Here is a 14,824-nt window from a genome sequence, read left to right on the forward strand (position 1 = left end):
CGAGTGGGGGAGTGAGTGGTGAGTGGGGGAGTGAGTGGTGACTTTAGTCTTCAAAGCACAGTTTGTAAAGCACAGTTTGTAGTGACGACTTGAGTCGTCGTGTACGGCGGGAGGAGGTTAATGCTGGCGTGTGCTCGCCGACCCTCACCCCAACCCCTCACCCTGGGGCAGCGGGACCGAAAACCTTGATTTCTTAGCGACTCCTCCTCGCCCATTTGGGGAGCGGCGGCTGGAGGGAAGGACAATTGTCTAGTGATCGAATTCATGCTAACGCTGGGTAAACCGTAGCCTAGATTACTCTTCAAGCCATCAAAGTTTGCTGTTGCCGCGATCGATAACAGGTATTAAGAATCCCTGGTTTTCCCGTGAGCGAACGAGGTATCTGTGATAGGTTCTTAAGGATATTACTGTCGATCGCACCCAGTACTAACTACCGTGGCACTTGATAACTACGAACCAGGGGACTTCTACGACGAACTATTTGAGGCCAAGGGCAAACCGCGTCCCGAAGCCGAGTTGCTGGTGCAGCGCCTCAATTCCCTCTCCCTAGACGAAATCAAGCAACGGCAGCAAGCCGCCCAAAATGCCCTGTTTAGTTTAGGTGCAACCTTTAATGTCTATAGCGATAACCAGGGGACCGAGCGGATTCTACCCTTCGATATTATCCCGCGTATTGTGGCTGCACCCGAATGGGACTACCTGGAACGGGGCTTAAAACAACGCATCCAGGCCCTCAATTTATTCATTGATGACGTTTACCACGACCAGAAAATTATTCAGGATGGGATTATCCCTAGGGATATCATTGAATCTTCTAAAGGTTTTCTCAAACCCTGCATCGGGCTAAAGCCACCGGGTAAGATTTGGTGTCATATTACGGGAACGGATCTCATTCGCGATCGCGATGGTCAGTGGTACGTTCTAGAAGACAATTTGCGGTGTCCCTCTGGCGTTTCCTACGTGCTGGAAAATCGCCGCATTATGAAGGGCACGTTTCCCCAGGTTTTCCAAACCCTGGCGATCAAACCCGTTGAGGATTATTCCAGCTACCTGGTTGAAACGCTCCTTAACCTAGCGCCGCCCCACCTGGATGACCCGACCGTCGTCGTTCTCACCCCAGGGATCTACAACTCCGCCTACTTTGAGCATTCCTTCCTGGCCCAACAAATGGGGGTGGAATTAGTCGAGGGGCGGGACTTGGTCGTGGAGGATGGTTATCTCCAAATGCGGACCACCAAAGGGTTACAGCGGGTGGATGTGATCTACCGTCGGATTGACGATGACTTTATTGATCCCCTTGTCTTCCGCTCCGACTCGCTGCTGGGAATTCCTGGCATTATGGATGTTTATCGCTCTGGTCGGCTGGCGATCGCCAATGCCCTGGGGACGGGGGTCGCGGACGATAAGGTGATTTACGCCTATGTCCCTCAGATGATTCGGTACTACCTGGATGAAGACGCCATCCTGCAAAATGTCCCCACCTACCTATGCTGGGAAGAGCAGCAACGGGCCTATGTCCTAGAGCACCTGGATCAGCTAGTGGTCAAAGCCGCGAATGAATCGGGGGGCTACGGGATGCTGATGGGTGCCCAGGCCACACCCGCCGAGCGGGAGGAGTTTGCGCGGCGAATTCAAGCCAACCCCAGGGGCTACATTGCCCAACCAACCCTGTGTTTATCCAGGGTGCCAACGCTGCTGGATGGGGATTTTGAAGGATGCCATGTGGATTTACGTCCCTATATCCTCTATGGCAAGCAGATTTATGTAAATCCCGGTGGCCTCACCCGGGTGGCCCTGCGGCGCGGGTCGCTGGTGGTGAACTCTTCCCAGGGTGGCGGCAGCAAGGATACGTGGGTCGTTGCCTCCTGAGGCCGGGTGGCAGTCTACCGATCTGGTCAGGTGCAATCGCCTAAACCACCTGATAGATCACATTAAAGGTGACCCAGGTGCGGACATCCAGGCTATAGGTATCGTTGTTACTGGTGAGTCGGCCATTGGCCACGGCAGCTTGCTGCAAATCCTGCAATACCGCTTGGGCCACTTCCAGCGGATTCGCTAGGGGGGCTAGCCGTTGGCCGTTGGCGATCGCGGGCATCCCTTTGCCCAGGGCTGTCATCGCTTGTGAAAAGGGGGCATGGCTCCCGATCAGGAACAGTTCCATTTGCCCTTTAACGCCAGTCACCACCCAGGGAGAGGGCGTATCGATCGCCGGCAGGGTGATGATAGCTCCCGGTGGAATTACCTGATCCTGAAGGCGTGGGTGTTTATCTTGGGGATGGGTCTTCAGGCTACCGGAGAGGGCGATCGCATTGCCACCCGTATCCAGGCCCAGCAGTAGGTAATAGATGGGAGCGCTGCTGTAGTTGTAAAGGGAGTAGCGAACCTGACTGCCGACTGGCAACTGGAGAGCTGGCCCCGCCAGCGGCAGCGGACTCGCCGTATCCGTTGCCCCCACTACCAGGGGAGCTTCTGGCGGCAGAGGCACCCGCTCGGTTGATTGCTGGTAAACCAAGCGATCCGGACTCACCTGGGAAATCGTTAAACGCAGGCCCAGTTGGGATGAGGTGGGATTACTGGTCAAGCGCAGGTACTTCGCCGCCAGCAGGGTTTGTAATTGCGGCGCAAGGCGATGCACTGCCACCTTCACGGCTTCCTCCCCCGCCACCAGGGTATTGGGAATCACCTGCCGTCCGATCGACATGAGGCCGTAACTCGCGCGATCGAACAAAAATGCCAAGTTAGGGGTAGTCTCCGCCTGGGGCGCGGCTGGGGACGTTGCGGACGGGGTCTCCGGGCGGGTATGTTTTTTCGGTAGCAACCCGGCGACTAGGGTTGGGGAAAGTTGACTGACCCGCCCAAACAGGTAATCCGCCGGCTGATCCGCCAGGACGGTGGAAACGGTGGTCAGGTTGGAAAAAGCACTGGTGGCGTCCACCCGTTCAATCCGCTCTAGGGTACTGTCCAGCCCCACCACCAAATTCATCTGGCGAGGCAAGACCCGCACCGACTCCTGAAGCAATTGCCCCACAGCCAGGGTCGGCAGACGCTTTGCCTGGGAGGGGGTATCACGACCATCAGGGCCAAGCTCGGTGCTTCTTACCGCTTCCTCGGTCGCCACTGTCTCAGCCGCGAGCAACCGGATACGGGCCAGCAAACCGGTACGGGACTGGAGGTGTACCTGAACTGGTGGCGTGAGGTTGGGGTCCAACAGCGTGAACTGGGAATGGGCACCGTATTGGGCGAGCACTAGGGGTGGTAAGCCCGCCAATTGGACCTGCCCCGTTTTGCCATCCCCCTCCACCGCCACGACCACCGCATCGGCGCTGGCACCGGGTGTCCCTGACAACGCGGAAGCGGCAGTCGCGATCGGGTTTGGCACGTAGTAGGGGGTGCTGCGAGTGTCCCCGCTGAGTTGGGGCGTTTGGGTAATCCCCACCACCTGTTGCATGGCTTGGCGGGTGGCCGCAAAGCTGGTCACGATCGTGGTGGCAGGCAGCAGGTGCCACAGTTGGTGAACCAGGCTAGCGGTCAACAAACCGCTGCTAAAGCCATTCCAATCAACCTCAAAGGCATTCCCCCCGATCGTGGGCAAGAGGGTCGCGGCAGGGAGTAGCGAGGTGGCGGCCAACAGGGTACCCGGAAACTGCTGCCAGTAGGTTGCTTGCCCCTTTAGCTTCGGATTCCCAGCCTGTTGGCGCAGGCTAGCTTGAACCGCTAGGGCATCGGGGGTGAGGTGGCCAGTGATGGGATTGAGGCGCGATCGCACCCGCAGGTTACCGGTTAACGCGGTTCCCACGCCCCAAATGGGCAACTCATCAGCAGTAATCACGGTGTCGTTAAAGTCAGACAGGCTGTAGTAGCTTGTATCGAGGACCGTCGTGACCTGATCGGTCCGTAGCGATCGCAGCAGCAGATAGAGGGTTTCCTCAACCAGATCATTAATAGTCGGTGTCTCCAGCGGATTGGCGGGGGATAGGAGGCCATCGATCGGCACTAAACTCAACTGCGGCGAAACGGCTGTGGCCGGAAGATTGACTAAACTGCCATAACCACTAAAGTGGAGCAGGACCACATCCCCCGGTTGGGCCTGCTGAATAAGATGTTCCCTAAAGGCAGTCTCAATACCCGCACGGGTTGCCTGCTGATCGGCCAAGGTCAGAATATCGGCAGGCTGAAACCCAAAACGGTGGATCAACAATTCCCGCTGAAGTGCCACATCCGTCTGGCAACCCTTCAGCGTCAGATCGGTTGTCGCTGTCGCATCCAGTGCTTTAGCGGGATAGGCATTAATCCCAATCAACAAGGCCAACTTGCGGTTGCCCGGTTTTGCGAGTGCCCGTTGGTAGCGATCACTCAGCAACGTCAGGGCCATCTCACTGATGGCCGTTGCGGCTAGGACACCACCTGTTTGCTGCAAAAAGGTTCGTCGCTTCATGATCTGCCTTATGTCAGTGCGGTGAATTCAACCTTCACCCCTCGCAATCCAAAATTCACGCTAGTAAACTGCCATGCGAAACAAGGATGGGTTGTCGGTTGGTGTTGAGCTGGCGAGGCCCAACACACTTACTGGCCGGCTTGGGGCGCACGGCGTTTCACCCAACCTACCCAATTAAGCTTGACAGAGGACCAGACCAAAACTCAAATAACCAACGATAAACTACAAACCTTAAAATCCCAACGACACCAGGGCGATCGCCTTGCCACTCGATCGGTGCACCAACGGAGGGAGGATTTTGCCCTCACCCAAGGATTGCCCCCCGGCCAGTCCTCCCACGAAGCACAGCCAGCCTTTGACTAACGTTCCAAGAGTTGCATGGCCTTGGCTAATTCAACAGCTACCTCTGGGCGGGAAAACTCTGGGGGGGGCAGTTCGCCACGGCGTAGCATTTCCCGCACCTTAGTGCCCGACAGGTGAATCCGTTCCTCGGGCAGGCTGGGGCTAGTTTTGGTGGTGGCCATTGCCTGGGTGCGGGTGCAATAGAACGCATGTTCAAATTTTAACGGCACAATCCCCAGTGCGGCTGGATCAAATTCATCGAAAATATATTGGGCGTCGTAGGTCCCGTAGTAGTCGCCCACACCCGCATGATCACGGCCCACAATGAAGTGGGTGCAACCATAATTCTTACGCACGATCGCGTGGAAAATGGCTTCACGGGGACCGGCATAGCGCATCGCCGAGGGATTGATCGCCAGAATGACCCGATCCCTGGGGAAATAGTGCTCCAGCATGATCTCATAGCAGCGCATCCGGACATCGGCAGGGATATCATCGGATTTGGTCGCCCCCACCAGGGGATGTAGGAACAAGCCATCAACAATTTCCAAGGCGCATTTTTGAATATATTCATGGGCGCGGTGGATCGGGTTCCGGGTTTGGAAGCCCACCACCGTTTGCCAGCCCTTTTCCTGGAAGAGCGCCCGCGATTCTACGGGATCAATCTGATAGGTGGGAAAGCGCGGATCGGAGTCGCGTTGCAGTAGCCAAACAGGTCCCGCTAGATTAACGGGGCCTTGGTCATACACCACCCGCACGCCGGGATGTTTTTCTTCATTCGTGCGATAGACGTGCAGGGCCTCGTGCATTTTGTCGTAGGTATATTTCTCTGTGAGTTCCAATACCCCAACAAAACGGCCTGTGGCATCATCGAGCCGGACCAGGGTGCCGATCGCTAACCGTTCCGCATCCGCCTCACTCACCGACAGAGTCACCGGAATCGACCAGGGCAAGCCATTGACCAAGTGCATCTCGTTGACGACGCGATCGTAATCTGCCTGTCCCATGAACCCGGTCAGGGGGCTGAAGCCGCCGATGGCAATCATGACGAGATCGGAAACCGCCCGCTCATCGAGTTGAACGCGGGGTAGATGCTCCGCTTTATCTAGCCATTCCTGGCGTTGCTCAGGGGCAGCAAGGCGATTGATCAGGGTGCCCCCGTGGGGCGCAATTCCGTACTTTTGCTGGCTCATGGGTCTGTTGATGGGGGTAGTCCAATCCAGTGAGGGCTATGTTTTCCCATCCTACCAAGCAGCGGGACGAGCGAACCCAGTCGAAGGCGAAAGGGGAATGGGATAGATGCCTCACCCATTATTGAAGAAGATGTCTAACACCTTGAACACGGCTGCTAGACAAGGCTGAAATGTTAGGCTGAAACCAGTGCGCCCAATGACGATCGCCATGCCCCAATCCCAGTCCCAATTTCCCCCTGCCCTCAACGTCATGCCACCGCGTGAAACCCTGCCCACGATGTACGATCTACCCAGCGAAGATCCAGAGGAGCCAGGATTGCCCGACGAGTTTCATGCCCTGCAACCCCGATTGTTGCAGGAAACCTGCCAGTCCCCCCTGTTGGGCACAGAAGCACTTTTTTGGGGCACCGATCTAAATCTGTACTATGACTGGCAACATCCCCTCTGGCACAAGCGTCCCGATTGCTTCCTGGTATTGGGGGTAAATCCGGCTACCTGTCAGGCGGAGTTGCGCTGGAGTTATGTGTTTTGGCAGGAGCAGGTCGCGCCTTTCCTCGTGATCGAATTACTCTCCCCTGGCACTGAAGATGATGATTTGGGCCGCACAACGCGCGGGAGCGATCAGCCACCGACCAAATGGGAAGTCTACGAGCAAATTTTGAAGATTCCCTACTATGGGGTGTTCGATCGTTATGAAAATCATTTTCGTCTGTTCCGGCTGCATACGGGCTGCTATGAACCCGTCGAGTTGATAGAACCCCGCTTTTGGCTGCCGGAACTAGGGCTAGGATTGGGCGTGTGGCAGGGCGTGTATAACGGTGTTGAGGGCCTGTGGTTGCGGTGGTATGACGGGGAGGGGCATTGGGTGCCGACGCCAACCGAGCAAGCTGCTGCCGATCGCCACCGCGCAGAACGGGCTGAGCAACGGGCTGAGCAAGAACGGCTACGGGCCGAACAGGCCCATCAACAAGCTGAGCAAGAACGGTTACGGGCCGAACGACTAGCCGCACAGTTACGAGAGCTAGGGATTGATCCAGAAGCAGGCTAGTACAGCATCAACCTTAGGAGGTGTACTCTCGACCGGCGCAGCCCAGCGGGATTAGCTCCCACTCACTCTGAAGTTCTGCTGAAGGGGCTTGGAGCCTATCTGCAAGCCGATACCCCTGCTCCAAGTCATGGCCCGTTGAATTACTCTTGATTCGAGTTGTTGTCCGGGCGGGGCGCAGTAAGTTTTTCCCACGCTGCCTTAGCCGCTTCCGTAATCCGATCGCCCAGGTCTGTCACTTCCCTGGTCACCCAATCCCAATTCTTTTCCGTTTGCGATTTAATGAGATCCAGGGTTTTATCAATCCCTTCGGGATCAACAATGCGATTTTCTTCAACAGCCTTGGTAGTTTGCTGCACAAAATTTAGATAGGCTTCCCGTGCTTGGTTAACCGCCGTTTCATACGCCTTTTGGGTAACAGCGGTGGCTTCCTTAACCTCCGCCTCAGTTTTACGCTTCAACGCTTCGATCAATTCCTTCGTGGCTTGTTTCAGCTCGTCGGGTTCATCCTTTAGCCGGGTTTCCACCAATTCGTTGGTTTCTGGGCTGACTTCCACGATCGCCGATTCCTTGGGTACTTCTGACTCAGCCATTGCTCATTTCTCCTAGCAAGCGTAATGGTTCACTTTCTAGGGTAGTGTATCGCACCCAGGCTGGGGGACGGCATTGGCCCGGATGCCCCCATTAGGGTGAGGTCAGTACCCGTCGCCGCAGCGACTCGACTCGCCGCTTAGCGATCGCATTATTCGGTGCAAAGCGCAATGCCTGTTCGTAGGCTTCTAGGGCTTGGGCCAGTAATTGCTTTTTCTCGTAAGCATTGGCCAGGTTATTGAAGGCGACCACGTACTTGGGATCACGCTTGATGGCCTCCTTGTACTGGCGAATCGCCAGGTCGTATTGCTCCTGGGAGAAGTAGGCAAAGCCAAGGGCATTGTAAATGCGGGATTCTTCCTCTGGTGGGGTTTGGCCTGCCTTAAGTGCTTTCTGGAATTGGGCAATTGCTTGACTGTACAGTTTTTTGCTCAGGTAGATACTGCCCAATTCGTAATATTCCTGGGCACTGCCCCGATCCTGGGACAGCTTAGAACGCAGCACAGAAAGGTTGCCTTCCAGCTTGCGGGTCCGCAAAATTTGCCGAAAGACAAACCAACTTGTCCCTGCCAGTAGCGCGACTAGCAGACCCAGATAAGCCGTCGGTAATAAATCACCCATTGGTTTTAGTAGCTATGGGGCAAGGGATGGTGAAGGTTGTCTCCCACAGTCTGAGGAGAGAAAACAACCCCCAGCCAACTCCCTTAGGCGGATGCAGGGGTGGCAGGATAAACACTCACCTGCTTGCGACTTTTGCCCTTGCGCTCGAAGGTGACCACACCGTCAATGAGGGCAAATAAGGTATCGTCACTTCCCCGTCCGACGTTATTTCCCGGGTGGAATTTGGTCCCGCGTTGCCGGATCAAAATATTGCCTGCCCGGACAGTTTCGCCCCCATAGCGCTTGACGCCGAGTCGTTGGGCGTTGGAGTCGCGTCCGTTGCGGGTACTGCCGGTTCCCTTCTTATGAGCCATGTTGACCTGCCTCTTCTAACAAACGTCAATTGCTTGTAGCTTGTACTTTAGCGAATTTTGGTCGCTATCCATCCATTGGCTGCCTCCCGATCGCGATGGCTGGCAACCGCTGGGTTTGAACATCCAGGCTGACCTTAGGCCTCCTCGGTTTCGACCGTAACGGCCACGGGGACGGCTTCCTCGGTATCTGCTGTTTCTGCGGCAGCGAGGACAGTCCCGTTCAGGTGGATGGCTTCGATCATCAGGCGGGTGAGTTCCTGGCGATGGCCTTGCTTTTTACGAGTTTTCTTTTTGGGACGCATTTTATAGACAATCACCTTGCGTCCACGCCGATGGCCCATCACCTTGGCCTCAACCGTGGCGGCGGGGACGATGGGTTGCCCGATCGTGACTTCGCCCTCATGTTGCACCAAAAGCACACGATCAAGGGTCACCGTTGCCTCATCGTCAACCGCAAGGCGATCGACATCATAGAAGCGTCCCGGCTCCACCCGTAACTGTTTTCCGCCTGTCTCAATAATTGCGTAGGTCATGAAATCACTCCAAAAAGCAGCCGTACAGGTCGCTGACTGGCCTGGAAGTTGCCTCACCAGCGTTTTCCACCTGATCCGTGCTATTAATGTCCAGTCCTCTATTCTCAGCAATAGGGGGAGTGACTGTCAAGCAAATTATTTTGACCCCGGGGGGTTAGGCGTCCTTGCCCGCACCACTCTCCCCAAGGACTCATCCTGTCTGTCACAAAGTTAGGGGACTGGTGGCACAATATGGCTTGAGATCTTGCGTCTGTTGGAAGCAGCCCGAATGTTTACTGCCCTCACCTCCCCCCTGGCCACTGCCCTGATTTGGTTTATGGCCGCGTTTGTCTTTTCTAGCTTGGTTGAGTACTGGATGCATCGCCTTATGCACGCCTCCGAGAAAATCGGTGCCCGCCATCGGGATCACCACCGCCGCAATGAGGGGCAAGGGGTACTGTGGGAGTTCCGCGACTATGTGCGGGGAAGCTTTATCGCCATGTGTATTCCCTTTCTGTTCTCGATCGCCGCCGGGAGTGGTTGGTTTCTGGGAGCCTTGGTATACGCAGCCTTCTCGGCCTATGCCCACCAACTTCAGCACGAAAACCCCACCAAGTGCTTTTGGATGAAGATGCCCGTCCACTATGTCCACCACAAGTATGGAATGTGGGAACACAACTTTGGCCTTGGGGTTGATTGGTGGGACCATCTCTTTGGGACCTATAAACCAGTTCCCTGGCCAACGGAAGCTGAAACCTGCCAACCGGCAAGGGGTTACCTCCAACTGCGGTGGTGGTAGTTCGCATCCCGCAGATGGCTGAGTACTCAAGCTGAGTACCCCAAGGAAGTTACGCCCTAGGGAGCCACGGTTGCAGCGATCCTGCTTTTTGCACCTGATCAGCGGGTGGATTTAATGGTGCTCTGGCTGTCCGGCGGTGGCGGGGTGTTCACTGAACGGGGTATCCCCGATCGCTGCCGGTGGACTTCCCGCTTGATTGGGGGGAGCGGCAGACTGCGTGACCTGAGGTGCCACGGTCGTGGGGGTGGACGCGGGGGCAGCAGGGGGTAAGGGGAAACGGGTCGGCGGCATTCCATTCGACTTGGCCACATCCAAAGCCCTACCTAGCTTGCTGACTAGGGGCAGGGCTGTCTGGGTCTGGGAGACCTTGCGGGTGAGTTGGGTGAGGGCCTGTTCTGCCCGGTCAATACGATGCTTCAGATCCTGGGCCAGGAAACTGATCGGCACCTCCTGTGGTAGAGGGCGGGACAGCTTTTGATTTTCCGATTGGACAGCATTATGTTCCTGGATAATTGCGTCCAGATGATGCCAGATGCCCTCGGCACTTTCAACCGTTGTTACTAAGGAGCGGGCGGAATTTGTCCCACGTTGGGCAACCTGGGTTAGATCTTGAATTCGGGTCTTAAACCGATAGACAAATTGCTCTAACCGTTGGCTGATGTCCAGCAGTTGGGCTGCGAATTTACTAATATCAGTTGTAATGCGACCGAAATTACCCATTTGCTCCGTGGACTGGTTGGCCGCAACGGTGGCTTGGACGGCTAAATGCTGAACTTGCTGGCTAATTTTTTCGATCGCGCGTGAATTCTCTTGAAAACTATCGAGTTCCAAGTGTAAGGCTTGGCCAGTTTCCGTAATGGCCAAGATATTATTGCAGATAGCCTGAACCCCTTCCAATGCCGTTTCTAATCCACTCATATTTTCTTGGGCCAGGGTGCGACTGATCACGTCTAAACAACGATGGACTTGCATTAATTGACGAGAATGATTGAGATTTTCCAGCTTTTGAAGCTCTAAGGCTTTTTTGCTTTGAGCAATTTCGACTTTTTGCTGCGCAATTATCTCGGTCTGGCTGGCATTGGTCTTTTGCTCTTGTTCTAAGCGGGTGTGGTACTCCCTGATGATTAATTTCTGCTGTTGGACAACTTGATTAACCGCCATGAGGATTTGGGATTGGGCCAAGAGTAGGACTTTGACATCAATGAGAGCGATCGAGAGATCCCGCCGCTCAACCACGATCGGTTCGTATATTGCCTCTGGAGGCCGTTTGAGGGCCATACGCACAGCCGCATCAATTTTGCAGGTATCAGGTAGTTGTAGGGGTTTAAGGTTATACCAGGCCAGGAGATGGGCAATGGTGCGGGGAGGTGCAGACGGTTGCAGGGGTGCCCAACCTTGCCCAGCCTGAAAGGTCGATCGCGAAACGATCCCCACCAGGCGGGAGCCTTGGGTGACAAGAACGCCGGGTAGATGTGGATCCTGCTCGAACTGGTGGGCGATCACCTGGAGGGGTTGCTGGCTGTCTAGGGCAAGGGTGTACGCCGGTAGGGCACGCAACGTTGAATCCGGGCTAAGCTGGCTGAGGGTAGGTATCATTTTCGCAGCGACTCCCAATCCAGGGTTGATTCAGTCTTCACCGACAAACAGTAGCTACCAGGATGCCTCCCCTCCTATTCTACAGTGACGGATTTTGCCAGGTTGCGGGGTTGATCCACATCCAGGCCCCGCCGTGCCGCAATGTGGTAGGCCAACAGTTGCAGCGGGACTACCGTCAACAAGGGGGACAAGAGTTCATCCACCACCGGAATGGGTAAAAGGCGATCGAACACTTCACCGGCATGTTCATCTTGGCTGGCCGTCACCCCAATCAGCAGGGCATCCCGCGCCTTGGCTTCCTGGGCATTGGAGATGACCTTCTCGTAGACCGCGCCGGGAACCGCGATCGCCACTACGGGTACTTTGGCATCTAAAAGGGCGATCGGACCATGTTTCATTTCCCCGGCGGGATAGCCTTCGGCGTGAATATAGCTGATTTCTTTGAGTTTCAGGGCACCTTCGAGGGCGATCGGGAAATTAATACCGCGTCCGAGGAAAATAAAGTCCTGGGTGTCAAAGAATTCGTGGGATAACTCTTCGATATAGCGCTCCTGGCTTTCCAGAATCAGTTCCATCTGGGCGGGCAGTTGCCGCAGCCCGTCGAGGATTTGGGCGATCGCGGTAGGGGACAAGGCTCGCCGCCGGTACGCTAATTCCAAGGCAAGGCAATAGAACGCAATCAACTGGGCGGTAAAGGTCTTGGTCGCGGCCACACCAATTTCAATCCCGGCGTGGGTGTTGATCATCTGCTCGACGATCGTCGCCAGGGTGCTATCGGTGCGATTGGTAATGCCCAGCAGGTGGGGCTGGTAATCGGGCGGCTGATCCTGGCGGCGCTGACGTTCCATCTCTAAGGCGGAGAGGGTATCTGCTGTTTCCCCTGACTGGGTAACGCCGATCGTCAGGGTGTGGGGCGTTAAGGGCGACGGGGCATAGCGAAATTCTGAGGCGTAATGCACCTGGGTGGGAATGCCCGCCAACTGCTCCAGCAGGTATTTACCCACCAGCCCCGCGTGCCAACTGGTGCCACAGGCGACGATCTGGATATGGGCGAGTTGCTCTGCCCAAGCCGCCGGCAGATTGAGATTCAGGGGAGACGTATCGGATTGCTCTGGTGCCCAATCGTCCCGCAGGTAGGCTTCCAAACAGGCCCGTACCACCCCCGGTTGCTCGTAAATTTCCTTGAGCATGAAGTGCTTAAAGCCCTGCTTTTCCACCAGAATCGGGTTCCAGTTGAGGGTGCGGGGAAATTTCTTCAGGCGATCGCCCCCAAAGGTATACACTTCAACTCCCAGGGGGGTTAACCGCGCCAGTTCGCCATTCTCCAGCGACAGCACCGCACGGGTATGGGCCACGAGGGCTGGGGTATCCGAGGCGCAGAAAAATTCGCCTTGACCAAAGCCGATCGCCAGGGGAGCCTGCTGCCGCACGGTGATCAACTCATCGGGATAATCCGCACAGACCACCGCGAGGGCAAAGGCCCCCTCCAACTGGTTCACCGCTTGCCGCACGGCTTCCAGGAAGGGGGATTGATAGCTCAAGGATTGGCCCTTGTCCGGCACAGGGTGGGCCATGCACTCGGCGATCAGGTGGGGGATGACTTCGGTATCGGTTTCCGAGCGAAACTCATGGCCCTTCGCTTTCAATTCTTCCCGCAGTTCTCGGTAATTTTCGATAATGCCATTCTGGACCACGGCGATCCGGTAGGCCGTATCCATGTGGGGGTGGGCATTGTATTCTTCTGGTTTCCCGTGGGTGGCCCAGCGGGTATGACCAATACCCAATCGTGCCGGGTTGTCTTGGCCCGCAAGCTTATCTTCCAGGTTTTGCAGCTTGCCCTTGGCCCGGACACATTGGATTTGGCCCTCATGCACCGTGGCAATCCCCGCCGAGTCGTAGCCGCGATATTCCAGCTTGCGCAGCCCTTCCAGCAGGATGCTGCTGGCGGCTTGGGTACCGATATAGCCGACAATGCCACACATACGCAACTGCCTCCTGCCCGATCGCTCGCTGACACTCAGGGTGTATCGTTTCCATCAGCCCATTCTGCCCCGAATTTTTTGATTTGCAAACATAAGGGGGCAATCGGGGGCGATGGCTAAAACCCAAGACCTGCCCTGCGATCGCGCCACAGCATCGTGCTAATTCGTATCAATGGAAACATTCTTCACCCGCGACCCGTTAGCTCCGATCGCAGGGGATCACTTAGCTTGCGGGGATTCTGGCGAAACACGCGGTTTGGAAGTACCAACAACGTGGGAAAATTTTTCAGCAGCCTTGCTTGGCCCCGTGTTGACGTTACCCTGTGTTTACCTCGCTGAAACCGCTATGCAGTCCTATCTGGCCGCCGCTATCCAAATGACCAGTTCGCCGGATCTGGAAAAGAATCTGGCCCATGCCGAAGATCTAATTGACCTGGCTGTGCGCCAAGGGGCCGAACTCGTCGGTTTGCCGGAAAATTTTCCGTTCTTGGGCACGGATGACGAGAAAGCAGCCCAGGCGGAACGGATTGGGCAGGCGAGTGAAAAGTTTTTGCAAACAATGGCTCAGCGCTATCAAATTACGCTCTTGGGGGGCGGCTTCCCGATGCCGACGCCGGACGGCAAGGTGTATAACACGGCCCAATTGGTGGGACCCGATGGCCGGGTGCTGACCCAATACCGGAAGGTCCACCTGTTTGATGTGAATGTGCCAGATGGGAATACCTACTGTGAGTCGAAGACGGTGGTGGCAGGTAAGGATCTGCCGACGGTCTATGATTCGCCCCAGTTTGGCAAGTTGGGCTTATCCGTGTGCTACGACGTGCGCTTTCCGGAACTGTATCGTCACCTATCCCACGCAGGTGCAGAAGTCCTGTTTGTTCCCGCTGCATTTACCGCGTTTACCGGCAAGGATCACTGGCAGGTGTTGTTGCAGGCACGGGCGATCGAAAATACCTGCTATGTGATTGCGCCCGCCCAAACGGGGAAGCATTATTCCCTGCGCCACACCCACGGCCACGCCATGATTATTGATCCCTGGGGGGTGGTGCTGGCCGATGCCGGGGATCAACCAGGGGTGGCGATCGCTCAAATTGATCCGTCCCGTTTGACTCAGGTGCGGCGGCAGATGCCTTCACTCCAGCATCGGGTGTTTGCCTGAAGGGCAGGACGGGGCGGCGCAGGCGCGGTCTATGAATCCCTTAGCGATCGCGCTAGCGTCTCCGTAGGAGAATCGTGATGATGGCCCACCTCAAGGCCAAAGAAACCTGTTGCATCGGGGCGATCGCCAGCGTTAGCAACGGATTCTAGCCAAACACCTATATCAGAAAGGGGGCGATCGTGCGATGGTGATTACC

General features: G+C 56.1%; 13 protein-coding genes. 5 read left to right on the forward strand and 8 right to left on the reverse strand.

Annotation, left to right across the window (positions count from 1 at the left end):
* Positions 1-435: 435 nt before the first annotated feature.
* Positions 436-1,869 (forward strand): circularly permuted type 2 ATP-grasp protein, encoded by a 1,434-nt coding sequence (locus tag ACWIUF_RS12115; protein ID WP_448572646.1) that lies wholly within the window; start codon positions 436-438, stop codon positions 1,867-1,869.
* Between the two features lie 40 nt (positions 1,870-1,909).
* Here ACWIUF_RS12115 and ACWIUF_RS12120 read toward each other — a convergent pair whose 3' ends face one another.
* On the reverse strand, positions 1,910-4,435 hold the full coding sequence (locus tag ACWIUF_RS12120; RefSeq protein ID WP_448572647.1) for a caspase family protein: 2,526 nt from the start codon (positions 4,433-4,435) through the stop codon (positions 1,910-1,912).
* Between the two features lie 180 nt (positions 4,436-4,615).
* Between ACWIUF_RS12120 and ACWIUF_RS12125 the strand changes: the two genes are divergently transcribed.
* Positions 4,616-4,798: a hypothetical protein gene (locus ACWIUF_RS12125; RefSeq protein ID WP_448572648.1), complete on the forward strand. Its 183-nt coding sequence runs from the start codon at positions 4,616-4,618 to the stop codon at positions 4,796-4,798.
* Here ACWIUF_RS12125 and sat read toward each other — a convergent pair.
* Positions 4,795-5,970 (reverse strand): sulfate adenylyltransferase, encoded by a 1,176-nt coding sequence (sat, locus tag ACWIUF_RS12130; protein WP_448572649.1) that lies wholly within the window; start codon positions 5,968-5,970, stop codon positions 4,795-4,797. The genes ACWIUF_RS12125 and sat overlap by 4 nt on opposite strands.
* 208 nt (positions 5,971-6,178) lie before the next feature.
* Here sat and ACWIUF_RS12135 point away from each other — a divergent pair, with 208 nt between their 5' ends.
* Positions 6,179-7,018 carry a Uma2 family endonuclease gene (locus ACWIUF_RS12135; protein ID WP_448572650.1) on the forward strand — a complete coding sequence of 280 codons (840 nt, stop codon included), beginning with the start codon at positions 6,179-6,181 and terminating at the stop codon, positions 7,016-7,018.
* A gap of 140 nt (positions 7,019-7,158) precedes the next feature.
* Here ACWIUF_RS12135 and ACWIUF_RS12140 read toward each other — a convergent pair whose 3' ends face one another.
* The 4 genes from ACWIUF_RS12140 to rplU all read right to left on the reverse strand — a co-directional run bounded on the left by ACWIUF_RS12140 (position 7,159) and on the right by rplU (position 9,113).
* Positions 7,159-7,608 (reverse strand): hypothetical protein, encoded by a 450-nt coding sequence (locus tag ACWIUF_RS12140; protein ID WP_448572651.1) that lies wholly within the window; start codon positions 7,606-7,608, stop codon positions 7,159-7,161.
* 91 nt (positions 7,609-7,699) lie between these two features.
* On the reverse strand, positions 7,700-8,227 hold the full coding sequence (locus ACWIUF_RS12145) for a tetratricopeptide repeat protein (protein ID WP_448572652.1): 528 nt from the start codon (positions 8,225-8,227) through the stop codon (positions 7,700-7,702).
* 83 nt (positions 8,228-8,310) lie between these two features.
* A complete protein-coding gene (gene rpmA / locus ACWIUF_RS12150) occupies positions 8,311-8,580 on the reverse strand; it encodes a 50S ribosomal protein L27 (RefSeq protein WP_448572654.1) in 270 nt (89 codons plus the stop codon).
* A gap of 134 nt (positions 8,581-8,714) precedes the next feature.
* Entirely contained in the window at positions 8,715-9,113 is a 399-nt protein-coding gene (gene rplU / locus ACWIUF_RS12155) for a 50S ribosomal protein L21 (protein WP_448572655.1), read from the reverse strand.
* 268 nt (positions 9,114-9,381) lie between these two features.
* Between rplU and ACWIUF_RS12160 the strand changes: the two genes are divergently transcribed.
* The gene (locus ACWIUF_RS12160) at positions 9,382-9,891 is read left to right on the forward strand and encodes a sterol desaturase family protein (RefSeq protein ID WP_448572656.1); all 510 of its coding nucleotides are present in this window, start codon (positions 9,382-9,384) and stop codon (positions 9,889-9,891) included.
* Between the two features lie 111 nt (positions 9,892-10,002).
* Here the strand turns inward: ACWIUF_RS12160 and ACWIUF_RS12165 are convergent, their stop codons facing one another.
* The gene (locus tag ACWIUF_RS12165; protein WP_448572657.1) at positions 10,003-11,487 is read right to left on the reverse strand and encodes a hypothetical protein; all 1,485 of its coding nucleotides are present in this window, start codon (positions 11,485-11,487) and stop codon (positions 10,003-10,005) included.
* 74 nt (positions 11,488-11,561) lie between these two features.
* Complete coding sequence (gene glmS / locus ACWIUF_RS12170; protein ID WP_448572658.1) at positions 11,562-13,469, reverse strand: glutamine--fructose-6-phosphate transaminase (isomerizing); 1,908 nt, start codon at positions 13,467-13,469, stop codon at positions 11,562-11,564.
* A gap of 307 nt (positions 13,470-13,776) precedes the next feature.
* Here glmS and ACWIUF_RS12175 point away from each other — a divergent pair, with 307 nt between their 5' ends.
* Positions 13,777-14,628, forward strand: a complete 852-nt coding sequence (locus ACWIUF_RS12175) for a carbon-nitrogen hydrolase family protein (protein WP_448572660.1) — start codon at positions 13,777-13,779, stop codon at positions 14,626-14,628.
* Positions 14,629-14,824 lie beyond the last annotated feature (196 nt).

Source organism: Trichothermofontia sp. (assembly GCF_053493415.1).